Source organism: Streptomyces sp. NPDC096040 (assembly GCF_040303265.1).
In the GTDB taxonomy this organism is placed as follows: domain Bacteria; phylum Actinomycetota; class Actinomycetes; order Streptomycetales; family Streptomycetaceae; genus Streptomyces.
This window is the reverse complement of record NZ_JBEOTA010000019.1, coordinates 148,504-172,573: the sequence shown is the minus strand read 5'-3', so window position 1 is coordinate 172,573 and position 24,070 is coordinate 148,504. Positions and strand designations below refer to the sequence as shown.

23 protein-coding genes and 1 pseudogene are annotated in these 24,070 nt (G+C 71.1%); 7 read left to right on the top strand and 17 right to left on the bottom strand.

Annotated features, from left to right (window positions below; all coding sequences use genetic code 11):
• Positions 1 to 82: 82 nt before the first annotated feature.
• The 4 genes from ABTY98_RS26280 to ABTY98_RS26265 form a co-directional block, all read right to left on the bottom strand.
• Positions 83 to 1,111, bottom strand: a complete 1,029-nt coding sequence (locus tag ABTY98_RS26280) for a 6-phosphofructokinase (protein ID WP_352223426.1) — start codon at positions 1,109 to 1,111, stop codon at positions 83 to 85.
• 134 nt (positions 1,112 to 1,245) lie between these two features.
• Positions 1,246 to 1,908 (bottom strand): response regulator, encoded by a 663-nt coding sequence (locus ABTY98_RS26275; RefSeq protein ID WP_352223425.1) that lies wholly within the window; start codon positions 1,906 to 1,908, stop codon positions 1,246 to 1,248.
• Positions 1,905 to 3,119, bottom strand: coding sequence for a MacS family sensor histidine kinase (gene macS / locus ABTY98_RS26270; protein ID WP_352223424.1), 1,215 nt, complete (start codon positions 3,117 to 3,119; stop codon positions 1,905 to 1,907). The genes ABTY98_RS26275 and macS overlap by 4 nt, the downstream gene beginning before the upstream one ends.
• Before the next feature lie 26 nt (positions 3,120 to 3,145).
• Positions 3,146 to 3,880 carry a lysophospholipid acyltransferase family protein gene (locus ABTY98_RS26265; protein WP_352223423.1) on the bottom strand — a complete coding sequence of 245 codons (735 nt, stop codon included), beginning with the start codon at positions 3,878 to 3,880 and terminating at the stop codon, positions 3,146 to 3,148.
• Positions 3,881 to 4,048: 168 nt separating this feature from the next.
• Here ABTY98_RS26265 and ABTY98_RS26260 point away from each other — a divergent pair, with 168 nt between their 5' ends.
• On the top strand, positions 4,049 to 4,828 hold the full coding sequence (locus tag ABTY98_RS26260) for an alpha/beta hydrolase (protein WP_352223422.1): 780 nt from the start codon (positions 4,049 to 4,051) through the stop codon (positions 4,826 to 4,828).
• On the top strand, positions 4,821 to 5,384 hold the full coding sequence (locus ABTY98_RS26255; RefSeq protein ID WP_352223420.1) for a hypothetical protein: 564 nt from the start codon (positions 4,821 to 4,823) through the stop codon (positions 5,382 to 5,384). Before ABTY98_RS26260 ends, ABTY98_RS26255 begins: the two co-directional genes overlap by 8 nt.
• Before the next feature lie 7 nt (positions 5,385 to 5,391).
• Here the strand turns inward: ABTY98_RS26255 and ABTY98_RS26250 are convergent, their stop codons facing one another.
• The 6 genes from ABTY98_RS26250 to ABTY98_RS26225 all read right to left on the bottom strand — a co-directional run bounded on the left by ABTY98_RS26250 (position 5,392) and on the right by ABTY98_RS26225 (position 10,626).
• Positions 5,392 to 6,138: an endonuclease/exonuclease/phosphatase family protein gene (locus ABTY98_RS26250; protein WP_352223419.1), complete on the bottom strand. Its 747-nt coding sequence runs from the start codon at positions 6,136 to 6,138 to the stop codon at positions 5,392 to 5,394.
• Between the two features lie 145 nt (positions 6,139 to 6,283).
• On the bottom strand, positions 6,284 to 7,237 hold the full coding sequence (locus tag ABTY98_RS26245; protein WP_352223418.1) for an ROK family glucokinase: 954 nt from the start codon (positions 7,235 to 7,237) through the stop codon (positions 6,284 to 6,286).
• Positions 7,238 to 7,375: 138 nt separating this feature from the next.
• Positions 7,376 to 7,837: a DUF5304 domain-containing protein gene (locus ABTY98_RS26240; protein ID WP_352223417.1), complete on the bottom strand. Its 462-nt coding sequence runs from the start codon at positions 7,835 to 7,837 to the stop codon at positions 7,376 to 7,378.
• A gap of 63 nt (positions 7,838 to 7,900) precedes the next feature.
• The gene (locus ABTY98_RS26235; RefSeq protein ID WP_352223416.1) at positions 7,901 to 9,055 is read right to left on the bottom strand and encodes an ArsA family ATPase; all 1,155 of its coding nucleotides are present in this window, start codon (positions 9,053 to 9,055) and stop codon (positions 7,901 to 7,903) included.
• A gap of 198 nt (positions 9,056 to 9,253) precedes the next feature.
• Positions 9,254 to 9,694: an SRPBCC family protein gene (locus tag ABTY98_RS26230; protein WP_352223415.1), complete on the bottom strand. Its 441-nt coding sequence runs from the start codon at positions 9,692 to 9,694 to the stop codon at positions 9,254 to 9,256.
• Positions 9,695 to 9,828: 134 nt separating this feature from the next.
• The gene (locus ABTY98_RS26225) at positions 9,829 to 10,626 is read right to left on the bottom strand and encodes a metallophosphoesterase family protein (protein ID WP_352223414.1); all 798 of its coding nucleotides are present in this window, start codon (positions 10,624 to 10,626) and stop codon (positions 9,829 to 9,831) included.
• Between the two features lie 316 nt (positions 10,627 to 10,942).
• Here ABTY98_RS26225 and ABTY98_RS26220 point away from each other — a divergent pair, with 316 nt between their 5' ends.
• Positions 10,943 to 12,739 (top strand): AMP-dependent synthetase/ligase, encoded by a 1,797-nt coding sequence (locus ABTY98_RS26220; RefSeq protein ID WP_352223413.1) that lies wholly within the window; start codon positions 10,943 to 10,945, stop codon positions 12,737 to 12,739.
• A 37-nt stretch (positions 12,740 to 12,776) separates the two neighbouring features.
• Here the strand turns inward: ABTY98_RS26220 and ABTY98_RS26215 are convergent, their stop codons facing one another.
• Positions 12,777 to 14,411 (bottom strand): GMC oxidoreductase, encoded by a 1,635-nt coding sequence (locus ABTY98_RS26215; protein ID WP_502994352.1) that lies wholly within the window; start codon positions 14,409 to 14,411, stop codon positions 12,777 to 12,779.
• A gap of 91 nt (positions 14,412 to 14,502) precedes the next feature.
• On the bottom strand, positions 14,503 to 15,645 hold the full coding sequence (locus ABTY98_RS26210; protein WP_352223412.1) for a glycosyltransferase family 4 protein: 1,143 nt from the start codon (positions 15,643 to 15,645) through the stop codon (positions 14,503 to 14,505).
• A gap of 111 nt (positions 15,646 to 15,756) precedes the next feature.
• On the opposite strand from ABTY98_RS26210, the gene ABTY98_RS26205 reads away from it, so the two are divergent.
• Both ABTY98_RS26205 and ABTY98_RS26200 read left to right on the top strand, forming a co-directional pair.
• Positions 15,757 to 16,992: a glycosyltransferase 87 family protein gene (locus ABTY98_RS26205; protein WP_352223411.1), complete on the top strand. Its 1,236-nt coding sequence runs from the start codon at positions 15,757 to 15,759 to the stop codon at positions 16,990 to 16,992.
• A gap of 21 nt (positions 16,993 to 17,013) precedes the next feature.
• Positions 17,014 to 17,268 (top strand): annotated as a pseudogene (locus tag ABTY98_RS26200) (PadR family transcriptional regulator); the annotation flags it as partial.
• Here the strand turns inward: ABTY98_RS26200 and ABTY98_RS26195 are convergent.
• From ABTY98_RS26195 to ABTY98_RS26175, 5 genes are all read right to left on the bottom strand, one after another.
• Entirely contained in the window at positions 17,253 to 18,449 is a 1,197-nt protein-coding gene (locus ABTY98_RS26195; protein WP_352223410.1) for a hypothetical protein, read from the bottom strand. The pseudogene ABTY98_RS26200 and the gene ABTY98_RS26195 sit on opposite strands and share 16 nt — an antisense overlap.
• A 30-nt stretch (positions 18,450 to 18,479) precedes the next feature.
• Entirely contained in the window at positions 18,480 to 19,496 is a 1,017-nt protein-coding gene (locus ABTY98_RS26190; RefSeq protein WP_352223409.1) for a C40 family peptidase, read from the bottom strand.
• A gap of 433 nt (positions 19,497 to 19,929) precedes the next feature.
• Complete coding sequence (locus ABTY98_RS26185) at positions 19,930 to 20,964, bottom strand: C40 family peptidase (protein ID WP_352223408.1); 1,035 nt, start codon at positions 20,962 to 20,964, stop codon at positions 19,930 to 19,932.
• Positions 20,965 to 21,174: 210 nt separating this feature from the next.
• Positions 21,175 to 22,518: an NYN domain-containing protein gene (locus ABTY98_RS26180; protein WP_352223407.1), complete on the bottom strand. Its 1,344-nt coding sequence runs from the start codon at positions 22,516 to 22,518 to the stop codon at positions 21,175 to 21,177.
• A gap of 40 nt (positions 22,519 to 22,558) precedes the next feature.
• The gene (locus ABTY98_RS26175; protein ID WP_352223406.1) at positions 22,559 to 22,798 is read right to left on the bottom strand and encodes a hypothetical protein; all 240 of its coding nucleotides are present in this window, start codon (positions 22,796 to 22,798) and stop codon (positions 22,559 to 22,561) included.
• A gap of 152 nt (positions 22,799 to 22,950) precedes the next feature.
• Here ABTY98_RS26175 and ABTY98_RS26170 point away from each other — a divergent pair, with 152 nt between their 5' ends.
• Both ABTY98_RS26170 and ABTY98_RS26165 read left to right on the top strand, forming a co-directional pair.
• A complete protein-coding gene (locus ABTY98_RS26170; protein ID WP_352223405.1) occupies positions 22,951 to 23,694 on the top strand; it encodes a rhomboid family intramembrane serine protease in 744 nt (247 codons plus the stop codon).
• A complete protein-coding gene (locus ABTY98_RS26165) occupies positions 23,691 to 23,972 on the top strand; it encodes an Lrp/AsnC family transcriptional regulator (RefSeq protein WP_024882613.1) in 282 nt (93 codons plus the stop codon). Before ABTY98_RS26170 ends, ABTY98_RS26165 begins: the two co-directional genes overlap by 4 nt.
• Positions 23,973 to 24,070 lie beyond the last annotated feature (98 nt).

Here is a 24,070-nt window from a genome sequence, read left to right as displayed (position 1 = left end):
GCCGTCACGGTGACCGTGACGGCGCGCGGACGGCCGTACAACCGGCTGTGCAACTGGCCGTGCGAGGGACGGGATCCGGCGGTCAGCCGAAGAACACCCCGACCTCCTCGTACAGCTTGGGGTCGACGGTCTTCAGCCTGGCCGTGGCCTCCGCGATCGGCACCCGGACGATGTCGGTGCCGCGCAGCGCGACCATCTTGCCGAAGTCCCCGTCGCGGACGGCGTCGATGGCGTGCAGGCCGAATCGGGTGGCCAGCCAGCGGTCGAAGGCGCTGGGTGTGCCGCCGCGCTGGATGTGCCCGAGCACGGTGGTCCTGGCCTCCTTGCCGGTGCGCTTCTCCAACTCCTTGGCCAGCCACTCGCCGACTCCGGAGAGCCGGACGTGCCCGAAGGAGTCCACGGACTCGTCCTTGAGCACCATGTCGCCGTCCTTCGGCATGGCGCCCTCGGCGACGACCACGATGGGGGCGTACGACGCCTTGAAGCGGGAGGTGACCCAGGCGCACACCTGGCCGACGTCGAAGCGCTGCTCGGGGATGAGGATGACGTTGGCGCCGCCAGCGAGCCCGGAGTGCAGGGCGATCCAGCCGGTGTGCCGGCCCATCACCTCGCAGACCAGGATCCGCATGTGCGACTCGGCGGTCGTGTGCAGCCGGTCGATCGCCTCGGTGGCGATCCCGACCGCGGTGTCGAAGCCGAAGGTGTAGTCGGTGGCGGACAGGTCGTTGTCGATGGTCTTCGGTACACCGACGACGGGCACGCCGTACTCGTCGGTGAGGCGCGCGGCCACCCCCAGGGTGTCCTCGCCGCCGATCGCGATGAGCGCCTCGACCTCCTGCTTGGCGAGGTTGTCCTTGATCCGGCGGATGCCGTCCTCCTGCTTCAGCGGGTTGGTCCGCGAGGAGCCGAGGATGGTGCCGCCGCGGGGCAGGATGCCGCGCACGGCGGGGATGTCGAGGCGGACGGTGTCGCCTTCGAGGGGTCCGCGCCAGCCGTCCCGGAAGCCGACGAAGTCATAGCCGTACTCCTGCACGCCCTTGCGGACGATGCCCCGGATGACGGCGTTGAGCCCGGGGCAGTCGCCGCCTCCGGTCAGTACTCCGACCCGCATGGAAATGTCCCTTCGCCGCGGTTGCCTGGTGGGGCTCACGCTAGTGGTGATCCAGGTCACACAGGGATGGGCGCGGAAGGGCAATTCCGGTGAATTGTCGGGCGGTTGGTTTACGCGCCGCCCTGAAGATCACATCACTCGTCGTCCAGACCGCGCTCTATTGCGTATCGGACCAGCTCCACCCGGTTGTGCAGCTGGAGCTTGCCGAGGGTGTTCTGGACGTGGTTCTGGACCGTGCGGTGGGAGATGACCAGGCGCTCGGCGATCTGCTTGTAGCTCAGGCCCTTGGCGACCAGTCGCAGCACCTCCGTCTCACGGTCGGTGAGCCGGGGCGCGTCGGGGCCGCCGGCGTCCGCGGCCGGCGCCGGATCGGAGGCCAGCCGGCGGTACTCGCCGAGCACCAGACCGGCGAGGCCGGGCGTGAACACCGGGTCGCCGACGGCGGTACGGCGGACCGCGTCCAGGAGTTCCTCGGTCGAGGCCGACTTCAGGAGGTAACCGGTCGCGCCGGACTTCACCGCCTCCAGGACGTCGGCGTGCTCCCCGCTCGCCGAGAGCACCAGCACGCGCAACGCCGGGTTGTGGCCGACGAGTTCCCTGCAGACCTGGACGCCGGGCCTGGCGGGCAGGTTGAGGTCCAGGACGAGGACGTCCGGCGCGGCGGCCTTGGCGCGGCGCACCGCCTGCTCGCCGTCCCCGGCGGTGGCGACCACCTCGAAACCGGCCTCGGTCAGGTCGCGGGCGACCGCGTCGCGCCACATGGGGTGGTCGTCGACCACCATGACCCTGATGCTCATCGCCGCTCCGCCTTCTCCAGGGAGACCTTCGGTACCTTCAGCTCTACTTCCGTGCCCTGCCCGGGAGTCGAGAACAGCTCGGCGCTGCCGCCCAGATCGCGCAGCCGCCCCCGGATCGACTGGGCCACCCCGAGCCGCCCCTCCCCCTCGGCCTGGGCGAGCCGGCCCTCCGGGATTCCGGGGCCGTCGTCCCTCAGGGTCACCACGATCTCGTCGGGCTCGTCCTCGACCAGGATCCAGGCCCGCGCCCCGGCCCCCGCGTGGCTGCGCACATTGTCCAGGGCGGCACCGACGGCGGCGGCCAGCTCACGTGCGGCACCCGGCGGCAGCTCCACCGGCGCCCCCGGCTCGGCCAGGCTCACCCGCGCTCCGGCGTACGGCGCGAGCAGCGTGCGCAGGTCGACGGGACCGGAGTCGTCCGGCTCCTCGACCAGGCGTACGACCGCGCCCTCGGCCGCGTCCTCTGAGGCCCGGGAGGGCGGCACCAGGCCGCCGGAGACCAGGGTGCGCAGCGCCACCTCCTGCTCCCCCGCCATCCGGCCCAGTTCGGCCGCCTCGCCGCCGAGGACCGCGCCGCGCCGCTGCACCATCGCCAGCACCTGGAGCACGCTGTCGTGGATGTCCCGGGCCAGCCGCTCCCGCTCCCGGGTCGCCGCCTCGATCTCCAGGGCGCGGGCGAGGGTGCGCTCGGAGGCGCGGGCCACCTCGACGACGTACCCGATGGCGATGGAGGCGACCCAGACCAGGATCACGTTGTGGACGGTGTCACGGGCCGGGTGGCCGCGCTCGATCAGGTTGGCGGCGGCGACCGGCGTGGAGGCGAACGCGGCCCAGCGCCAGCCGCCCTTGAGGGCGTAGGCGAGGACCGAGCCGGCGGTCCATATCGACGGCAGGGTCGGGCCGCCGCGGTCGATGTGGCCCTGGGTGACCACCCAGGGGGTCAGCACGATGCCGGTGAGCGCGATCGCGAGGTCGACGGCGAGGAAACGCTTGGTACAGGCCGCCGCGTTGTGGACGCGGGGCAGGGTCGCCAGGGTCCAGACGGTCAGGACGGCGTAGTAGGCGATGGCGACGCCCGAGCGGTCGTAGTCGTCGTAGGCGGAGGCGAACAGGCCGATCGCGTAGAGCAGGGTCAGTACGCGGTAGCCGCTCAGCGCACGCCACAGGGGCTGCTCGACCGACATCCGTACGACGCGCTCCCGCTTGGTCATGTCCCCCAGTCCCCCTTGCCGCCGGTCTAGGACTCAACGGCCTTCTTCTCGGCCTTCGCCGCCTCCTTCTCGGCCTTGGCGGCCTCCGCGATTTGCCGCTTGGCGGCGGTCGCGTAGATGTCGACGTACTCCTGGCCGGAGAGCTTCATGATCTCGTACATGACCTCGTCGGTCACCGCGCGCAGCACGAACCGGTCGTGCTCCATGCCCTGGTAGCGGCTGAAGTCCAGCGGCTTGCCGATCCGGATGCCCGGGCGCATCAGCTTGGGCATCACCTGCCCCGGCGGCTGGATCTTCTCCGTGTCGATCATGGCGACCGGCACGACCGGGGCGCCGGTGGCGAGCGCCACGCGCGCGAGGCCGCCGGGCTTGCCCCGGTAGAGGCGCCCGTCGGGCGAGCGGGTGCCTTCCGGGTAGATGCCGAACAACTCACCGCGCTCCAGCACCTCTATGCCGCTCCGCACCGCCGCCTCGCCGGCGCCACGCGCACCGGAGCGGTCCACCGGCAGCTGGCCGACACCCTTGAAGAAGGCGGCCGTGAGGCGGCCCTTCACACCGGGGGTGGTGAAGTACTCGGCCTTCGCGATGAAGGTGACCTTGCGGTCCAGCACCGCGGGCAGGAAAAACGAGTCCGAGAAGGACAGGTGGTTACTCGCCAGGATCGCCGGGCCCTCGGCCGGGACGTTCTCCAGGCCCTCCACCCACGGCCTGAAGGCGACCTTCAACGGTCCCCCGATAGTGACCTTCATCGCGCCGTACAACAACCGAGTGCCTCCTGTTTCCGTCGATGAGACCTTAACCCGGAGCGCCGGGAATGGCCCCGACGACCCTGGTCGGTGTCAGTGCCGTCGCGTACGGTGAAGCACATCCGAAGTCGTCGTTCGTGCCTCTCTCAGTTCCTGCCCCCTCTCATGAATTGGAGACCGAAGGTGCCGGTTCTCCCCGGAGCCGAGCCGTACCGCCATGACGGCGGGGAGGCCGGTGTCCTGCTCTGCCACGGTTTCACCGGCTCGCCCCAGTCGCTGCGCCCCTGGGCGGAGCACCACGCGGCACACGGCCTGACCGTGTCCGTGCCCCTGCTGCCCGGGCACGGCACCCGCTGGGAGAACATGCAGGTCACCGGCTGGCAGGACTGGTACGCGGAGGTGGACCGCGAACTGCGTCTGCTGCGGGAGCGCTGCGCACAGGTCTTCGTGGCGGGTCTGTCCATGGGCGGCACCCTGGCGCTGCGGCTGGCCGCCAAGAACGGGACGGGTGTGGACGGCGTGGTGATCGTCAACCCGGCGAACAGGGTGCACGGCCTGTCGGCGTACGCCCTTCCGGTGGCCCGTCACCTGGTGCGCACGACCAGGGGAATCGCCAGCGACATCGCCAAGCCGGGCGCGGCGGAGGTGGGGTACGACCGGGTGCCGCTTCATGCCGCGCACTCGCTGCGGAACTTCTTCCGCCGGGTGGACGGCGAGCTTCCGCAGGTGACCCAGCCGCTGCTGCTTCTGCGCAGCACCCAGGACCATGTGGTTCCGGCGGTCGATTCGGCCCGGATCCTGAGCCGGGTGTCGTCCACGGACGTAACGGAGGTAGTGCTGGAACAGAGTTACCACGTGGCGACGTTGGACCACGATGCGGACCGGATCTTCGAGGAGAGCCTCGCCTTCATCGGCCGGCTCGCACCCAGTGTCGGCAAGGAAGGGACGGCCGCAGTTGGCTGAGCACGACTCCGACCGCGAGGACCGCGAGCCGGACGAGAAGGGGGTGCCCTTCGACGAGTCCGCCGCCTGGGCGGCGATCGTCGCGGGGTACGGCGACGAGCCGCCGGACCCGCCGGGCGCGAAGCCCTACAAGCCGGTGGAGGACCTGGCGCTGCCGGCCATGGAAGAGGACACCGCCGCCGACGCGGAAACGACCGAGGAGAAGCGGCCCGTGCAGCCCCTGGGCAGCTCCATCTCCTTCGCGCCCGGGGTGGGCCCACGGGACTACACGGCGCCGGAGCCGTCCGAGGACGACTTCGACGATGACGACGAGGGGCACTTCGTGCCGCCTGAACCGCCGCCGCTGGGGGACGCCGACACCACGTCGAAGTTCGCCTGGCTGGGCGTGGTGGGCGGTCCGATCCTGCTGCTGCTCGCGGTGCTGCTCGGCTGGGACATGACCTGGTGGCTGGCGACGCTGGGGATCGGCGGGTTCCTCGGCGGGTTCGTCACTCTGGTGACACGGATGAAGACGGACGACGACGAGGACGACCCGGGGCGCGGTGCCGTGGTCTGAAGCCCTGCTAGGACGCCGGGATTCTGAGGGCGGCCAGGACCGGAAGGTGATCCGTGGCCGCCCTCACGTCTGCGCCGGTGACGCCGGGCTGGTCCTCCGGGACGCCGCAGCCGAGCACCTCGATGCCCTTCGTCGCGAAGATCGCGTCGATGCGCTGATGGGGGTCGGTGGACCAGGAGGTGAACTCGCCGCCCCAGGGCGCGGTGGTACGGCAGTCCTGGAGGGCGTCGGCCAGGCGGCGGAAGGTATGGCCGTCGGGTCGGTCGTTGAGGTCGCCGCCGGCGATGGCGTGCTCCACGCCCATGCCGGCGAGCCGGTCGAGCAGCATGCCGCCCTGCTCGTAGCGCTCGTCCTGCTGGAGGCTGAGGTGGAAGCTGGTGACGCCGAGGCGGGCGCCGCCGAAGCGGACGACGGCGGTCGCGAAGCCGCGGCGGTGAAGGCCGGGGGTGAGGGGCAGGAGGACGTCCTCGGTGCGCTCCACGGTGGCCCGGAGGTCGCAGAGGATGGCCGGGCCGGCGGCGGTCGCTCCCCCGGTGAGGATCACCAGGTCGGAGGCGGCGGCCAGGCGGGCCAGCTTCTTGCGCCAGCGGAAGAACCGGGGCGCCTCCTGGATCAGGACCAGGTCGGGGGCGCAGGCCTTGATGACACGGGCCAGGGCCCGGGTGTCGTCCCGCATCGAGCGGATGTTGTAGCTGAGGACGCGGATGACGGCGGAACCGTCGGGCTCGGTGTGGGAGTTGGGGAGCGGCGCCATGTGGATCAATCTACGCCCACTGGGTGGGGGCGCGAGGCGGGTGGGCGACTGCCGGGCCGTCATGGCTGGTCGCGCCCGCGCGGCGGTAGCCGCATATCGACTACCGCCTCGCGCCCTGACAGCAGGTGGGACCGGTGAGAGGCGCTTACATGATCGGGTCGGGCTCTCGCGCCAGGTCCGCCGCGCCCACCAGGCCGGCCTCGTTGCCCAGCTGGGCCGCGATGACGTCTGCCACCGGGCGCCAGTTGCCGCCCACCAGCCAGCGTTTGTAGGACTTGCGGATCGGGTCGAGGACCAGTTCGCCCTCGTCGGAGAGGCCGCCCCCGACAATGAAGGCGGAGGGGTCGAAGAGGGAGGCCAGATCGGCGAGGCCGGCGCCGGCCCAGCGGGCGAGCTCGCGGTAGGAGTCGACGGCGACCGGGTCGCCCTGGCGGGCGGCCATGGAGATGTGCTTGCCCTCGATGCCGTCGGGGCTGCCGTCGCCGAGGCCGAGCAGGATCTCCGCGTTCTCCGGGGTGGCGTTGGCGCGCTGCTTGGCGTAGCGGACGAGGGCGCGGCCGGAGGCGTACTGCTCCCAGCAGCCCTGCGAGCCGCAGCCGCACAGCAGCCCGTCCGGGACCATGCGGATGTGACCGAACTCGGCGGCGACGCCGAAGTGCCCGCGGCGCAGCTTGTTGCCGATGATGATGCCGCCACCGAGGCCGGTGCCGAGCGTGATGCAGATGACGTTGCGGTGGCCCTTGCCGGCGCCGAACCTGTACTCGCCCCAGGCGGCGGCGTTGGCGTCGTTCTCCACGACCACGGGGAGGCCGACGCGGGCCTCGACCTTCTCCTTCAACGGCTCCTGGCGCCAGTCGATGTTGGGCGCGAAGTAGACCGTGGAGCGCTGCCGGTTCACATAGCCGGCGGCACCGATGCCCACGCCGACGATCTCGTGCCCGGCGCGCGCACCCTCTACGGCGGAAGCAATGGCGTCCACGATGCCCTCGGGCGTGCCCGGGGTCGGCACCTTGTGGGTCGAGAGGATGTTGCCTTCCTCATCGACCACGCCGGCCGCGATCTTCGTGCCGCCGATGTCGACGCCGATGGTGAGTCCCATGAATCCCTCAGTTTCGGTCGAGCCCCGCTACGGCCAACCGTACCCGAGGCCCTGCCCCCGGGTTCCCGTCGTCCGCCTGCAGGGACGGGCCCGGCGGCGTCTGGGACGACAACGCGGGTGCGCCGGGCAGGGGGCCTGTCAGTCGAGATCGATGCGTTCGCCGGGGCCGGTGTCCTCGCCCTTGTCGTGGCCGCCGGAGGTCCAGCGGGTCTCCTGGGCCTGGACCGCGGAGCGGTAGGCGGCGAGGAGCTCGCTGCCGGCCGCGGCCAGGTGGTCGAAGACGTCCGGGTTGCGCTCTATGACAGGCTCGACGGCGTTCTTCGCCTGCTGTACGACCTGCCGGACCACCTGCTGGGCGGCGGGACCGGCGACCGCCCCGAGGAGCGGGGTCTGGATGCCGGAGAGCTTGTCGGCGACGGCGTCGACGAGCTTGCGCAGTTCCTCGGCGGCCGACCCCGGGGGCTGGCCGTACTGGGCGCGGCGGCGGGCCTTCTCCGCCTCCAGGTCCTCGGCACAGGCCGTGGCCCAGGCGTCGGCGTCCGTCGCCCGTACCTCGTCCGGTGCCTCGGAGGCGTCAGCTGTGGGGCGCTCTTCGCTCATGACCGACTCCTGACTACGGTTCGCTCTTACGACGTTACCCGAACGGGCGTGCCGGATTCACCGTCAGCGCGGCCACAGATCCGGGTCCGGCGCGAAGCGCAGCCGCAGCTCACCGTCGCGCAGCGCGGCACCGGCGACGGTGCAGCGGCGCAGCACCGACGGCAGCGCGACGATCCGGCGGAAGCCGCCGACGGTGATCACGACTTCGTCGCCGCGCCGGATGAGGTCGAGGCCGTCCCGTATCGCGCCGGGCAGCGGGATGTGCCAGACGAGGACGCCGTCCTCCCCGATCCGGTCGGCGACGGGCCACTCGACCGGTGCGGGCGCGGTGTTGACGCCGGGCACGGCGAGCGCGGCGAGGTCCTCGGTACCGCGCGGGTCGTGCCCGAGGTGGGGGACGGCGGTGACGTCGAACGTCTCCGCCCAGTCGGCGAGGGCCTTGCGCTGCTGGGCGACGAGACCGTGCAGGGGCGTGGCCTCGGGCAGCACCCGGTTGGCGACCAGGGCCTCGGTTCCCAGGCCGCGCAGAGCGAGGCCGAGGCGGGTGCTGCGGACGGCGTCCGCACCGGCCGGGCCGGGTTCGGCGACCAGGCGTACGGAGGTGTGGCGGTCGGCGAGTACGGCCTCCACGGCGGCCAGCTCGACGTCCCAGCGGGCGGCCGTCTCGTAGAGCCAGTCGGCGGGCATGGGGACGCCGGCGAGCCGGCCGAGGACGGGGCGCAGGGCGCGGGCCGCCTGCCGCTCGGGCGGGAGGAGGCGGCGCAGATAGCGGCGCAGCTCCTCGGGGAGGGCCAGCAGGTCCAGGGCCTGCGGGGCGGGCGGGAGGTCCACGACGAGCAGCTCGTAGCGCTCGGAGAGGGCGGCGTCACGCAGGGCGCGCAGACAGGACAGCTCCTCGGCGCCGGGGAGGGGGGTGAGCTCCTCGGCGTCCAGGCGGGAGGCGCCCAGGAGGTCGAGGACGTTCGCGGCGCGGGTCTGGAAGGCGGTGAGGTCCTCGCGGAACCGGGCGGCCGCGTCGGGGCGCCAGGCGGTGAGGGTGGGGGTGACGCGGGTCGGCGCCGGTCCTGTCGCCGTGCCCAGGGCCGCGCCGAGGGTGTCCGTGCGGTCGGCGCCGAGCACGAGGGTCGGGGTGCCCTCGCCTGCGGCGCGCAGAGCGGTGGCCGCGGCGACGGTCGTACGGCCGCTGCCGCCGGGTCCGGTGATCAGGATGGTGCGCATGGGGGTGAACCGTAACCGAAGCGGGTCTCGCTTGACGGTGCCCGGCGCTGGGGCCGGCCGCGGGGGGCGTCACTTAACGGCGTCGGCAGGGTGCCTCCCCCAGAGGGGGTACCCCCAGCGCCCACCCGTGCCGCCCCAGCGGTACGACTGCCCGCAGCTGCGAGCCCCTTCGAGAAGGCGAACGGGTGGGTGGGCAAACTAGTGGTCCGACTCCACCCGCTTCTTCAGCCCCGCCAGTGCCCGGTCGATGATGACCTTCTCCGCCTTGCGCTTGATCATCCCGAGCATCGGGATCTTCACGTCCACCGTCAGTGCGTAGGTGACCTCGGTCGCCCCGGCCCCCGCCGGCTTCAGCAGGTACGAGCCGTCCAGTGACCGCAGCATCTGCGACTTCACCAGCGTCCAGGACACCTCGTTGTCACCGGTCCAGGTGTAGCCGAGGGTCTGGTCGTCCTTGATCGCACCGGCGTCCATCACGAGACGGACCTGCTCGGCCCGGCCTCGCGCGTCGGTCTTCAGCACCTCCGCCTCCTTCACCTCACCGGTCCAGTCCGGATAGCGGGCGAAGTCGGCGATCACCGCCATGACGTCGGCCGGGGCCGCCTCGATCGTGATGCTCGAGCTGGTGTGTTCCGCCATCGCCGTGGCTCCTCCAGATGCGGGCCGGTGAGACCGGTACAAGGGGTCGCCGTGCGCGAGCGTGCGCACGCGTGTGCAGCGTGAAGGCTACCGCGCGTCCGACCAGCCGACTTCACCCCCGTCCGGGGCCGTCGTCACCATTCCAGCGCCCAGGGCCGGCCGGTACCGGCGAAGTGCCCGACGTTCACGCACTCGGTGGCCCCGATCCGCATCCGCTTCACCAGCGGCTGGTGGACATGTCCGAAGAGCGAATAACGCGGCCTGGTGCGCCGGATGGCGTCGAGCAGTGCCAGGCTGCCCCGTTCGAAACGGCGCGCCACCGTGTCGTACACCAACTCCGGCACCTCCGGCGGGATGTGCGTGCACAGCACGTCGACCTCGCCGAGCGCCTCGATCTTCGCCGCGTACTCCTCGTCGGAGATCTCGTAGGGCGTGCGCATCGCGGTCCGCAGGCCGCCGCCCACGAAGCCGAAGACCCGGCCCCCGATCTCCACCCGCTCCCCGTCGAGGATCGTGGTACCCGGTCCCGCGTACTCCGGCCAGAGCGGCGGTATGTCGACATTGCCGTAGGTCGCGTACGTCGGTGTCGGGAACGCCGCGAACATCTCGGCGTACTGCTTGCGCACCGCCTTCTCGATCGCGGTCGCCCGGTCCATGTCGATCCCGCCCCACAGCCGGGCCCCCAGCTCCCGCGCCTCCTCGAAGCGGCGGGCGGTGCGGAGTTCTACGAGGCGGTCGGCGTTCTCGACGCCGAACAGGTCGGGGAAGATACCGCGCGAGTGGTCGGCGTAGTCGAGGAAGAGGACCAGGTCGCCGAGGCAGATCAGGGCGTCGGCGCCGTCGCCGGCCCCGGCCAGGTCACGGGCGTTGCCGTGCACGTCACTGACCACGTGGACACGGGTCTTCCGGTTGCCGGAGGGTGTGGCTGCCATGGTGATCAAGCGTAGGCCTGTGCGGCAAACGTGAACAGGCGGTGGCCGGGCCTGCGGTTACTGGTCAGTCACTAAAGGCGTGGACTACCGTACGCGAAGGAACACCAACCTGTGTGACGCACCGAACATCTCGCCGGGACCCCCTGTCGAAGAAGCCATACCGGCGGGTAACGTCCGGGCCGTCCAGTCGTGCTCAGGAATTCAACCAACGGATCTTCCGGCCCGTGGCGAAGCCCTGAGTACCTGCCCGAGCCTTGGACCGCACCGTCGCATCGCACAACGTCGTGGCGCCGGCGCCCTATGAGGAGCAGCAGTCTTGCGCGAGTTCAGCCTTCCGGCTTTGTACGAGGTCCCCGCGGACGGCAATCTGACCGACATCGTCCGCAGAAACGCCGCGCAGCATCCGGATGTCGCCGTCATGGCCCGCAAGGTAGGCGGTGTCTGGCAGGACGTGACCGCCACCGCCTTCCTGACCGAGGTGCACACGGCCGCCAAGGGTCTCATCGCCTCCGGCGTGCAGCCGGGCGACCGGGTCGGCCTGATGTCCCGCACCCGCTACGAGTGGACGCTCCTCGACTTCGCGATCTGGTGCGCCGGCGCGGTCACCGTGCCGGTGTACGAGACCAGCTCGCCTGAGCAGGTGCAGTGGATCCTCAGCGACTCCGGCGCGACCGCCTGCATCGTCGAACTCGACAACCACGTGGCCGCCGTCGAGTCGGTGCGCGAGACGCTGCCGGCCCTCAAGCACGTCTGGCAGATCGAGGCCGGCGGCCTGGAGGAGCTGGGCCGGCTCGGCCAGGGCGTCACGGACGCGACCGTCGAGGAGCGCAGCTCGCAGGCGAAGGCGGACGACCCGGCGACCATCGTCTACACCTCGGGGACGACGGGCCGTCCCAAGGGGTGCGTGCTCACCCACCGCAACTTCTTCGCCGAGTGCGGCAACATCGTGGAGCGCCTGCGCCCGCTGTTCCGCACCGGCGAGTGCAGTGTGCTGCTCTTCCTCCCGCTCGCGCACGTCTTCGGCCGCCTCGTCCAGATCGCCCCGATGATGGCGCCGATCAAGCTGGGCTGCGTCCCGGACATCAAGAACCTCACCGACGAACTGGCCGCGTTCCGGCCGACGCTGGTCCTCGGTGTCCCGCGGGTCTTCGAGAAGGTCTACAACTCGGCGCGCGCCAAGGCACAGGCGGACGGCAAGGGCAAGATCTTCGACAAGGCCGCGGACACCGCGATCGCGTACAGCAAGGCGCTGGACACGCCGTCGGGCGCGTCCCTCGGCCTGAAGATCAAACACAGGACGTTCGACAGACTCGTCTACAGCAAGCTGCGCGCGGTGCTCGGCGGCAAGGGCGAGTACGCCATCTCCGGCGGCGCCCCGCTGGGCGAGCGCCTGGGTCACTTCTTCCGCGGCATCGGCTTCACGGTGCTGGAGGGCTACGGCCTCACCGAGTCCTGTGCGGCGACCGCGTTCAACCCCTGGGACCGGCAGAAGATCGGCACGGTCGGCCAGCCGCTGCCCGGCTCGGTGATCCGTATCGCGGACGACGGCGAGGTGCTGCTGCACGGTGAGCACCTGTTCAAGGGCTACTGGAACAACGAGGCCGCGACCGCCGAGGCGCTGGCCGACGGCTGGTTCCACACCGGCGACATCGGCACCCTGGACGAGGACGGCTACCTCAGGATCACCGGCCGCAAGAAGGAGATCATCGTCACCGCGGGCGGCAAGAACGTCGCCCCGGCCGTGATCGAGGACCGTATCCGCGCGCACGCGCTGGTCGCGGAGTGCATGGTGGTGGGCGACGGGCGGCCGTTCGTGGGCGCGCTGGTCACCGTCGACGAGGAGTTCCTGGGCCGCTGGGCGGCCGACCATGGCAAGCCGGCGGGTGCCACCGCGGCGTCGCTGCGTGACGACCCGGACCTGATCGCGGCGATCCAGGCCGCTGTCGACGACGGCAACGCCGCGGTGTCGAAGGCGGAATCGGTGCGGAAGTTCCGCATTCTGTCCTCCCAGTTCTCGGAGGAGTCGGGCCACCTGACGCCGTCCCTGAAGCTCAAGCGCAATGTGGTGGCGAAGGACTACTCGGACGAGATCGAGGCCATCTACCAGAAGTAGAGCGGCACTTGACTCGCCTGTCCACTCACGTCCCCTCTCACATGTCCTCGGCGAGAACCCGTTCCATCGTCCGCTCGGCGAGCGCGGTGATGGTCACGAACGGGTTCACGCCGATGTTCCCGGGCACCAGCGAACCGTCCGTGACGTACAGCTTCGAATAGCCCCTGACCCGCCCGTAGTCGTCGGTCGCCTTGCCCAGCACACAGCCGCCCAGCGGGTGGTAGCAGAAGTCGTCCGCGAACACCTTGCTGCCCGACCCGAACAGGTCGTACCGGTAGATCGTCGCGTTGGCCGCGTTGATCCGGTCGAAGAGCTTCCTGGCCATGGCGACCGAGACCGCGCTCTGGGCGGCGGTCCAGCCCAGCTTCACCCCGTCGCTCGCGGAGTCGTAGGTGAAGGAGGCCCGTTGCGGGTTCTTGGTGATCGCCAGGTACAGGCTGACCCAGGTCTCGAACCCGATGGGCAGCGGGGCGATCTCCGCGAAGACCGGGTTGCCGGTGTTGGCCCAGTCGTCGATGCCCATCACCGGCATGGTCGCCTGGTTGGCGCCGGTGGTGTCCCAGATGTGGTTGGCGCGCCCGAGCATGGTGTTGCCGTTGGTGCTCCACCCGGCACCGACACTGGAGTTGAGCGCGGGCAGCGCCCCGGTGTCCCGCGCCCGCACGAGCAGTTCGCTGGTCCCGAGGCTCCCACCACCGAGGAACAGGTAGGTACAGCTGTACTGCTTGGTCTCGACGACGGCCCCGGTCACGTCGATCCGGTCGACGCCTAGCAGCCAGCTCCCGTCGCTCGCCCGGCTGACGGACTTCACCTTCTCCATGGTGTGGATGGTGAGGTTGCCGGTGCCGAGGGCGGCGGCAAGGTAGGTCTTGTCGAGGCTCTTCTTGCCGTAGTTGTTGCCGTAGATGACCTCCTGGGCGAGCGCGGACCTGGTGGCGGTGCCTGCGGCTTCCTTCTGCATGTACCCGAAGTCGTAGACGTTGGGTACGAAGGTGGTCTTGAGGCCGGCGTTGGCGGCGGCCTTCCTGGAGGTCCGGGTGAACTGGTACCACTCGGTCGACTCGAACCAGGTGGCGTCGACGGTGTTGACCCCGAGCATGGAACGGGCGCGCGGGTAGTACGTGTTGTACATCGCGCTCGCGTCCACGGTCGGGAACTGCTCGGCGAAGTACGACTGGAGCGGGGTCACCGCCATCCCCCCGTTGACCAGCGACCCTCCACCCACACCACGGCCGACGTACACGGACATGTTGTCGTAGTGCACCCGGTCCAGGACGCCGGGATAGGGGGTGATGTCCTTGTTGACGACGTCCAGCCAGAGGAAGCTGGCGAGCGGCGCCTCCGTACGGGACCTGAACCACATGGATCTCTTGTCCGGAGCCGCGGTGGAGCAGAAGACCTTGCCGTCGGAGCCGGCCGTGTTCCACAGCTGCCCCATCTCGATCATCAGGGTCCGCACCCCGGCCTGCCCGAGCCGGAGCGCGGCCACGGCCCCGCCGTACCCGGAACCGACCACGATGGCGGGCGCGCTGTCGACGGCGGCCGCCTCCTCGGCGGCCTGCGCCGACTGGAGCCCGACACGGGTGAGACCGGCCGCCGCCGCGGTCTGGAGGGCGATCATGCCCAGGATGTGACGTCTCGTCATCTGACGCTGCATCAGTTTTGCTGTCATGCGCGAAGCATGTGCGGATTTTCCGGTTCCGCCTAGAGCTGCGGCAGAGTCGACCCGGTCCCTTGAAGCAGACTTTTCCCCGGGTGGCGGCTCACAACAACGTCTTGAGCTTCTCCGCAAGCAGGTCCCATCGCCACCGCTCCTCGACCCACAGCCGCCCCCGCTCCCCCATCCGCCGCCGCAGCTCCGCATCCCCCAGCAGCACGCCGATCCGCTCGGCGGCCTCCTCCACCGACCCACCCCGCACCACCCACCCGGTCTCCCCGTCGAGCACCGCGTCCGGCGCCCCGCCGGAGTCCCCCGCCACCACCGGCAGCCCGGTGGCCGAGGCCTCCAGGTACACGATCCCCAGGCCCTCCACGTCCAGCCCGCCCCGCCGTGTCCGGCAGGGCATCGCGAACACATCACCCGCGCCGAAGTGGGCCGGCAGCTCGGCCCACGGCACAGCCCCCGTGAACCGCACCGACGCCTCGACCCCCGTCTCCCGCGCCAGCCGCCGCAGCTCCTTCTCGTACGGCCCGCCGCCCACGATCAGCAGCACCGCGTCCGGCTGGGCGGCCAGGATCAGCGGCATCGCGAGGATCAGCGTGTCCTGCCCCTTCCGTGGCACCAGCCGCGACACGCACACGACCACCGGCCGGTCGCTCAGCCCCAGCCGCGCCCGCACCTCGGCACCCCCGGACCCGGGGTGGAACGTCTTCTCGTCCACCCCCGGAGGCAGCTGCACCATCCGCCCGGCCGCGGCCGGACTGAGCGCCGTCGCGATCCGCGAGCGCGTGTACTCGCCGAGGTAGGTGATCGTGTCGGTCGCCTCGCCGATCCGCCCGAGCAGCTGCCGGGCGGCGGGCAGCTGGGCCCAGCCGGCCTCGTGCCCGTGGGTGGTGGCGACCAGCCGCTCCGCCCCGGCCCTGCGCAGCGCGGGTGCCATCAGCCCGAGCGGCGCCGCCGCCCCGAACCACACGGACGTGCACCCGTGCTCCCGGAGCAGCCCGACCGCCGTCCGGGTCGCCCCGGGCGTCGGCAGCAGCATCGTCGTACGATCGCGTACGACGGTGAAGGGCTGCTCCGCGTCGAACGCGGCGGTGGCCTCGACGCCCTCCCGGCTCCGCTTCCACGTGGACGCGTAGACGACGAGCCGCTCCGGGTCCAGCCGCAGCGCCATGTTGTGCAGAAAGGCCTGGATGCCGCCCGGCCGGGGCGGGAAGTCATTCGTCACGATGAGGGTCTTGTGCATCGCGGCCGACCTTACCCGCACGGTGTGTTCGGCCGTGCTTCATGGCCCCCGCACAGGCCGGCGGGAGATCATGTGGCGCACTTCAAGGCAGGGCGAAGGACAGGGGCTCAGGTGGACAGGACGGGCGAGAGGCGTGCCCTGGCGTTGTTGCTGGTCGTCTGGGGCGCCACCCGGCTGTTGGTGCTGCTGTCCGTGCTGAAGGTGTTCGTGTTCCCGGGCGCGGACGTCACGACCGACGTGTCCGTGATCTACCAGGGGTGGTACGAGGTCCTCCGGCACGGAACGTTTCCCCTGGACGACGTCACCTGGCAGTACCCGCCCGCGGCCGCCCTGGCGATCCTCGCCCCCGGCCTCCTGCCCTTCCTGGACTACCCGACCGCCTTCTTCGTGCTGGCCTTCGTGGCCGACCTGGTGGTGCTGTCCCTCCTCCTCTACACGGGCCTGCGCCCCGGCCGCACCCTGCGCGGCGCCTGGGCCTGGGTGCTCGGCGTCCCGCTCCTCGGCCCGACCGTCTACTCCCGCTACGACCTGATGGTCACCGCGGTCGCCGTCGCCGCGCTGCTCGCCGGGGCCCGGCACCCCCGGCTGATGGGCGCGCTGGCCGGCTTCGGCGCGATGGTCAAGGTGTGGCCGGCGCTGCTGCTGGTGGGTGCCGTACGGCGACGGGCCTGGGCGTCGGCGGCGGTCACGGCGGGCGTGGTCGGGGCGCTGTTCGCGGTGGCCATGCCCGGCGCGTTCGCCTTCCTGACCTTCCAGCGGGACCGGGGCACCGAGGTGGAGTCCCTGGGCGCACTGGTCCTCCATGTCGCCCGGCACTACGGCTGGCACGGCGAGGTGCTGCTGAACTACGGCTCGATCGAATTCCTGGGCCCGCAGGTGAAGGCGGTCAGCGCGGCGGCCCTGGGACTGACCGCCTGCGCCTTCGGCTGGCTGCTGCTGTGGCGGCTGTGCGCGGCCCGCTTCCGGTCCCACACGCTCGCGGACGCCGCCTTCACCGCCGTCCTGATGTTCACGGTCACCAGCCGGGTGATCAGCCCGCAGTACATGGTGTGGCTGGTGGGCCTGGCCGCCGTCTGTCTCTGTTTCCGGGCCGGCCGGATGACTCTGCCGGCGGTGCTGGTCCTGCTGGCGACCTTCGTGACGGTCCTGGAGTTCCCGGTCGGCTTCTCGCACGTCGTGGTGAGCGACTGGTACGGCATCACCCTGCTGGCCCTGCGCAACGGCCTGCTGGTCGCGGCGACGGTCACGGCGGCCCGGCAGCTGTGGCGCTCCACGGTGGCCAAGGCCCCGGCCGCTCCCCTGCCCTTTCAGGCCGCCCGCGCGAAGGAGACCTCGGTCCCCTCCTGAGCCCGGGCCGGCAACAGCCAGGTCCGTTTCAACACCGTCCTGGCCTTTCTGCGGCATCTCGGCGACCCGACTGCACAGGCGGCCGTACTGCGCCGCAGGCTGGACTTCCTGGAGACCCCGTCCGGCTTCTCCACCCGGACGGCGAGCCGGTGCGGGCCGAGGAGAGCGGGGATCTCTTCCGGGAGAGCATGCTGCGGGTGGCGCGGGCGACAGGGAAGGCCGAGCGGGGCCTGGCTGAAGGAGGCGATCGAGCGGCTGGCTCAGTCGCCGAGCTGAGCCGTCAGATAGTCCCGCCAGCGCGCGGTGAAGTCCGGCAGGGTCGTGCCGAGTTCCTTCCGCAGCGCGTCCTCGACCGCGCCCGTACGGCCCTGGTGGGCGCCGACGGCCCGGTAGAAGGCGCCGAGCCTCTCCTCGCCCCAGTGGGCGGCGATCATCCGGCAGGCCAGCCAGCCGCCCTCGTAGGCCTCGGCCAGCTTGGTGGGGTCGTCGGTGAAGCCGAAGTCCTTGTCCACCGGGAGGCCCTCGGGAATGTCGCCGGCCTGGACGGCGCGGGCCAGTTCCGGTGCGGCCTCGGTGGGCGTACGGCCGGTGTCGAGATAGCCGATCCAGTCGGCGTACCCCTCGGAGAGCCAGAGCGGGGTGGCGGCCGAGGTGTGGGTGCGGGTGGCGACATGGGTCGTCTCGTGGGTGAGGACCACCTGTTTGCCGACCGAGCCGAGCTCGGCGTACGCCTCCGGGTTGAGGATGACCCGGTCCGCCGGCGCCTGACCGGCGCCGCCCACCTCGCCGGTGGTGACGGCGGCGATGCCCCGGTAGTTGGAGGCCGGGGCACCCAGCAGGCCCGCCATGCCGTTCAGCGACCTGGGTACGAGCAGGACCACCCGCCGGGTCCAGTCCGTGCCCCAGGCCTTCGAGACCTCCGGGACGGCGGTGTCGGCGAGGCCGGCGTAGTCCCGCAGGGTGTCTTTGGGCTGGCCGACCCCGAGAACCAGGCTGTGCGCGCCCTTGACGGCCGTCACCGTGCCCTGGTCCCAGAGCTGCTGCCCGGCCTTCTTCGCGGGTTGGTCGGCGGCGACGTACCAGTGGCCGTCGGCGGTGCGGCTGAGGGTCAGGGTGCGGTCGGTGGTGACCGGGGCCCTGTCGTAGCCCTGGATGCGGTAGCGGAGCTGGGCGTCGGCGGTGGCCTCGGCGCCGTCGGGGTGCAGGGCGGTCAGCCGGTAGCTCCAGTCCGCGAGGGGTACGGCCCGCAGGTTCGTGTACGCGTTCCGGGTGCCGGTCTCGGCGTAGGCGCCCTCGTCATGGCCGAGGACGGCGGCCGCCCGCCGGTCCAGGACCTGCTGCACCTCGGCCATCGCCGAGCCGGTCGGCGCCTGTCCGCCGCCGCATCCCGTCAGCGGCAGGAGCAGCAGACACAGCCCCACCGCTCCTGAGCGCCACGCCCGTCTGCCACCAGCCACTTTCAGATCGTACGGGTCGGGGCCCCAAAGTCAGGGCCGGGTGACGGAGGAGATGGGCATCATCCCGACCGGGTCGTAGCGGACCGGGGCGCCCGGGTAGGGGGCGTGGATGACCTGTCCGTTGCCGACGTACATCCCCACATGGCTGGCGTCGGAGCGGTAGACGACCAGGTCACCGGGGCGCGCCTGGGAGAGCGGGACCTGGTGGCCGGCGTAGCGCTGCTCCTGCGAGGTGCGCGGCAGATGGATCCCGGCGTGCGCGTACGACCACTGCATCAGGCCCGAGCAGTCGAAGCCGGTGGGGCCGCTGGCGCCCCACACGTACGGCTTGCCGAGGGCGGCGCGGGCGGCGGCCACCGCGGCGGCGGCGCGGCCGTCGGGGGCGGCGACGCCGGAGAGGTCGGGCAGGTCGGCGCGGTCGTCGCCCCGGGAGGCGTGCTCGAAGGCGGCGCGGTCGGCGGCGGGCATCGCGTTGAGCAGTCGCCGGGCCCTGGCGAGCTTCTTCTCCACGGTGGCCTTGTGGGAGGCGACCGCCTTGCGGCTGCGCTCCAGCTCGGCGAGGTCGCCGGCGGCCTCGGCGCGCTCCTGGGCGAGTTCACGCATCGCCGCCTGGAGATCCCTGAGCTGCCCGGCCTGGCGGACGTCGATGCGGTCGAGGAGGGACGCCCGGTCGAGGTAGTCCTCGGGGTCGTCGGAGAACAGCAGGGCGACGGTGGGGTCGATACCGCCGGAGCGGTACTGGGCGCCGGCGAGCGAACCGAGCGCCTCCCGCATGACGTTGATGCGCTGCTGCTGGCGGGCGATGCGGTCCTGGGAGTCGTTGACCGCGCGGCGCAGCGCACCGGCCCGCTCATCGGCCTTGTCGTAGGCCTCGGTCGCCTCCTCGGCCTGCCGGTACAGCCGGTCCACCTCGGCGCGGGTGTTCCCCTGCGGGGCCGCGCTCGCGGGCACGGCGCCGAGCCCGGCTGCCGCGGCCGACAGCACACAGAGGGCGGCACCGGCGCCCCGGTTGAACCCGGACGATGCGAGACGGCGATGAGACCCCACAGGAAACCGCGCTCCTTCCGTTTGTCGGACGCCGACGGTCTCCCCGGGTACAGGGGGAGACGCGCCGGACTTTGACGCCCTCCCCCGCCCGAGGGCAGGGGATTCCGGTCCGCACCGCACAGCGCGGCGCCACCACGGGTTCCTGTTTCAAGGCCGCCGCCAACCCGTGTGGGCTGGTCCTACGCGGCCTCCGCAGGCGTGACTTCCCGCCCGTCCGGCGGTAGGTCCGACAACTCTGTCGCCGAACGCGGCGATGCTAGCCATACGACCGGTCCACGGCCAAAGACCTCTGCGCGCCCACAACGCGACGCCCCGCCGCTGACGCAGGTCACCGGCGGGGCGTGGAGTCATCTTCGGTTGTCGTGATTCGCCCGTTCGGGCGTCACCTCGCGTTGATCTTGGGCTGTACGGGTGTCGTCGTAACCCGGTGGGGTCAGATCCGGACGCCGAACTCGAACGTCATGTCGCCGATCGACTCGTAGCGCACCACAGCACCGGTGTGCGGGGCGTGCAGCACCTGGCCGTTGCCCGCGTAGAGGCCGACGTGGTGGTAGTCGCCGTAGAAGATGACCAGGTCGCCGACCTTGAGGTCGCTCTCGTTGTAGATGCGGGTGCCGGCGTTGGCCTGCGCCTCGGAGGTGCGCGGGATGGTGACGCCGGCCTGGGCGTAGGCCCAGGAGGTCAAACCCGAGCAGTCGAAGGAGGACGGTCCGGAGGCGCCGTAGACGTACGGCGAGCCGATCACGGACTGGGCGGCGGAGAAGGCGGCGGCGGCCCGGCCGGAGGCGGAGCCGGTGTTGCCGAGGTCCACCCGGGAGGAGGCGCGGCTGGCGGCCTGGGCCTGCTCGGCGTCCAGGGCGGCCTTCTCCTTGGCCGTCAGGGTGTTGAGGAGCTTCTGCGCGTCGGCGAGCTTGGACTGGACGGCGCTCTTCTGCTTGGCCAGCTCGGTGCGGGTGGCGGAGAGGTCCTTGAGCTTGTCCGTGGCCTCTGCCCGCTCCTGGGCCAGTTCGCGCTGTTTGTCCTGAATCTTCTTCAGGGCCTCGACCTGCTGGCTGCTCAACTGGTCGAGCGTGGACGCCTTGTCGAGGTAGTCGTCCGGGTTGGACGAGAGGAAGAGCTGGACGGAGGGGTCTATGCCGCCGGAGCGGTACTGCGCGGTGGCCAGCGAACCGAGGCTGTCGCGCAGCTTGTTGAGGTCCTCCTGACCACGGGCCACATTGTCCTGGATCGTGGAGATTTCCTTCTGCAGCTCCTGCTGCTTCTCCTTGGCGCCGTCCAGCTTCTCGGTGGCCTGCTCGGCCTCCTGGTAGAGCTTGTCGACCTTTGCCTTGACCTCGTCCTTGCTCAGCTTCTCGCTGGGCGCCGCGTTGGCGGCGTTGGCGCTGAGGACGACAGCAGCAGCGGCCGCGGTGGTCAGTACGGTCACGCGCGCGCGACTCGGCTGCTTGGGTCGACGATGGGACGCCACGGAGACGGGCTCCTTCGTTTGAGTGATCACCCGTGTGGAGGTTCGAGGCCTGACCCTAGTGACCTTCCCGTGATCAGTTCAAACTCAACAGCCAAAAATCTGGTCACGCAACGCACTCTTTGCACATAACTCACGTGTCGTGATGCTCGATTGACGCTACGTTGCGTGACGGTTCGGTCAATTCGGGCATAGCGTATGTCTGTTGAACCTTCAGGACAGTCGCTTCAGAAGCATCGCAGAAGCCACCGGACGGGCACCCGCCTTCGCGACCCCGTCGGCGACCTCACGGTCGGTCGAGGCGACGATCACCGGGCGGCCCGGCGGCTCGGCACGCACCAGCTGGCGGATCAGTTCGTCCGCGGTGACACCGGGCTTGGAGAAGAGGACCCTGACCCCGCGCGGCGGGGCCAGCAGCACCGGCGCGGCCAGTTCGGCGCCGTCGAAGACACAGGTGACCTCGGCGCCGGTCTGCGCGGCGAGCTGGGAGAGCTGGCCGAGCAGTCGCAGCCGCTGCTTCTCCAGCGGCATCTGCGGATAGCCGGTCTTGGTCACGTTGTAGCCGTCGACGACCAAGTGCGCCTGAGGCAGGGCGAGTAGCTGATTGAGAATGGCCGGATCGTTCTCGGAAAGTGCTCGGGCCGCGATGTCCTTCGGGGTCATTCGTCCCGGTTCGACCGCATCCACGGTCTCTGCGGGCCGCACCGACACCGGCGGCAACGCCAGTTCACGGCGCAGCCCCTGGGCCGCGTCCAGGACGGTGTCGAGCAGCAGCCGTACCCGCATGTCCTCGACACTGCGTCCCTCGCGGACGGCGCGGCGACTGGCCTCCAGGGCGGCCTCGACCTCGCCGAGCCGGGCCTTGAGCCGCCGGCCCTCGCTCTCGGCGGCGGACACCTGGACCTGCCCCTCGGTGCGCACCGCCTCCATCTCGGCCTGTAGCTTGCGCAGCGCGGCCTCGCCGCGCTTGACGTCACTGAGGGCGGCGCGCAGCTTGCGGTGCAGCGACTCCGCTTCCTTCTTCGCCGCGTCCAGCTCGACGCGCAGCCGCTCCGTCTCGGACCGGGTCAGCTCCCGGGCCCGGTCCAGCTCCTCGCGCAGCCGCTCCAGCTCGGCCCGGCTCTCCTCGTCGGCACGCTCGGCATCGGCCCGCTGGGCCTCCTCGCCGGCCGCCGTCACCAGCTTCACCCAGCCCGCGGGGCGCAGTACATAGGCCGCGGCCGCCACATCGAGCGGGTCCGCGGCCGGGGGCGGAGCGCCGGAGTCGAGCGCGCCGGCGAGTTGCGGCTGGGCCTCTCTGAGCTTCTCCCCGATCCGCTGCCGGAAGAGGGTGTCCGTCTCCAGCGCGGTCGCCATGGCGTTCCCGGCGAACTTGGCCCGCCGATTCGGGGCGAAACGGGCGTACTGCCGCAGCTGGGCGGGCAGTTCGGCGACGGTCAGCCCGCCGAAGCCGTCCGACACGATCTGTACGACACGCCGTCGCACGCCGTCGGGCAGCGGACGGTCAAGCACCTCAGCGGTGCCGTCGGCCGGCCCCCCGCCTGTGGTCTCCACCATCCGTCACACCCCATCACCTGTGCGGGGCCGCCTCCCGGTCTCAGGAGTCGGCGCCCGGCCTGTCCACGAGTTCCACCTGGTCCACCGCGTTGCACCAGCGGCAGCGCACCGACTCGATGGTCTCACTGACCACCTCGCGCTCCTCGACCTTGGGCTCACCGGCCAGGTCGAGGTGCACGTACTCCACGACCTTCGACGAGCGGGTCACGTCGAAGCGCGTGAGGTTGCCGCAGAGGGTGCAGCGCCACCGCGTCGTGGTGGTCGGCAGGGGAACCGTCATCGTGACTGTTCGCTTCCTTCTAGTGTCCGTGACGCGCCGTCCCGACGCGTGTGGCTCGTTACCCTACGGCCTGGCGAGTACTCGACGCCGCCCCCTCCGCGGCGGCGAGGCGATCTGCACCAGTGCATCCCGTTACGCCATGCTCTATGTCCATGATCGGCAACCGGAACACGACGGCCGCCCGGACCCTGCGGAGCCTGAGGGGCACGTCGGCGCCCATGACGTACACCCTGATCGCCGTCTGCTGCCTGATCTTCGTGCTCGGCCCGGCGTCCGGCTTCACCCCGTCCTACGGCACCGGGGACGCCCTGGCGGCCGCGCAGCGCGCGTACTTCCGGCGCTGGGGGGTCGTCCCCGCCGACCTGTTCGACGGTCCGGCCCGGGAGGCGCTCACCCCGGCCACGGCGCTGTTCATCCACGGCAGCTGGGTGCACCTGCTCGGCAACATGCTGTTCCTCTTCGTCTTCGGGGCGATGACCGAGGAGCGGATGGGCCGCCTGGAGTTCACCCTCTTCTACGTCGGCTGCGGCTATCTCGCTCTGCTCGGCTACGCGGCCGCCAACGCCACGTCCCAGCAGTCGCTGGTGGGGGCGTCCGGGGCGATCTCGGCGGTCCTCGGGGCGTTCCTGTACCTGTTCCCCAGCGCCCGCGTGACCAGTCTTCTGCCTTTCCTCTTCTTCCTTCCGCTCCGGTTCCCGGCCTGGGTGGTGCTCCCCTTCTGGGCGGCCCTGCAGTGGCTGGCCCTGAACCAGGCCCCCTCCGGCCCCGGCGTGGCCTACCTCGCCCACCTGGTCGGCTTCGGGCTCGGACTCGGCTACGCGTGGGTGCGGTACGGCCGTGGGACTAAAGTGAAACCCGCCCCAGCTCCGGCACCCGAGGGAGAGAACCAGCCGTGATCACCGCGATCGTCCTCATCAAGACCAGCGTGGACCGGATCCCCGAGATCGCGGAACAGATCGCCGCGCTGGACAGCGTCAGCGAGGTCTTCTCCGTCACCGGTACGTATGACTTGATCGCCATGGTCCGGGTGCGGGAGCACGAGGACCTGGCCGAGGTGATCCCGGGGCGGATCAGCAAGATCCAGGGCGTGGAGGGGACGGACACGCACGTAGCGTTCCGTACCTATTCGCAGCACGACCTGGAGGCCGCGTTCGCGATCGGCCTGGACAGCTGAGAAACGTCGGCTGAGGTGCCCCGCAAGGGGCGCGGGGAACTGCGCGCTCAGCCAGGACGGACCCGCAGTGGACCACGACGCTTCGTGCCCGGCTGCGG

Excerpts from the sequence above, each read along its gene's own strand:
- ABTY98_RS26280 (WP_352223426.1), bottom strand. The coding sequence starts at position 1,111 with ATGCGGGTCGGAGTACTGACCGGAGGCGGCGACTGCCCCGGGCTCAAC.
- ABTY98_RS26275 (WP_352223425.1), bottom strand. The coding sequence starts at position 1,908 with ATGAGCATCAGGGTCATGGTGGTCGACGACCACCCCATGTGGCGCGAC.
- macS (WP_352223424.1), bottom strand. The coding sequence starts at position 3,119 with ATGACCAAGCGGGAGCGCGTCGTACGGATGTCGGTCGAGCAGCCCCTG.
- ABTY98_RS26250 (WP_352223419.1), bottom strand. The coding sequence starts at position 6,138 with ATGGCGCCGCTCCCCAACTCCCACACCGAGCCCGACGGTTCCGCCGTC.
- ABTY98_RS26245 (WP_352223418.1), bottom strand. The coding sequence starts at position 7,237 with ATGGGACTCACCATCGGCGTCGACATCGGCGGCACGAAGATCGCGGCC.
- ABTY98_RS26240 (WP_352223417.1), bottom strand. The coding sequence starts at position 7,837 with ATGAGCGAAGAGCGCCCCACAGCTGACGCCTCCGAGGCACCGGACGAG.
- ABTY98_RS26235 (WP_352223416.1), bottom strand. The coding sequence starts at position 9,055 with ATGCGCACCATCCTGATCACCGGACCCGGCGGCAGCGGCCGTACGACC.
- ABTY98_RS26230 (WP_352223415.1), bottom strand. The coding sequence starts at position 9,694 with ATGGCGGAACACACCAGCTCGAGCATCACGATCGAGGCGGCCCCGGCC.
- ABTY98_RS26225 (WP_352223414.1), bottom strand. The coding sequence starts at position 10,626 with ATGGCAGCCACACCCTCCGGCAACCGGAAGACCCGTGTCCACGTGGTC.
- ABTY98_RS26215 (WP_502994352.1), bottom strand. The coding sequence starts at position 14,411 with ATGACAGCAAAACTGATGCAGCGTCAGATGACGAGACGTCACATCCTG.
- ABTY98_RS26210 (WP_352223412.1), bottom strand. The coding sequence starts at position 15,645 with ATGCACAAGACCCTCATCGTGACGAATGACTTCCCGCCCCGGCCGGGC.
- ABTY98_RS26180 (WP_352223407.1), bottom strand. The coding sequence starts at position 22,518 with ATGGTGGAGACCACAGGCGGGGGGCCGGCCGACGGCACCGCTGAGGTG.
- ABTY98_RS26175 (WP_352223406.1), bottom strand. The coding sequence starts at position 22,798 with ATGACGGTTCCCCTGCCGACCACCACGACGCGGTGGCGCTGCACCCTC.
- ABTY98_RS26170 (WP_352223405.1), top strand. The coding sequence starts at position 22,951 with ATGATCGGCAACCGGAACACGACGGCCGCCCGGACCCTGCGGAGCCTG.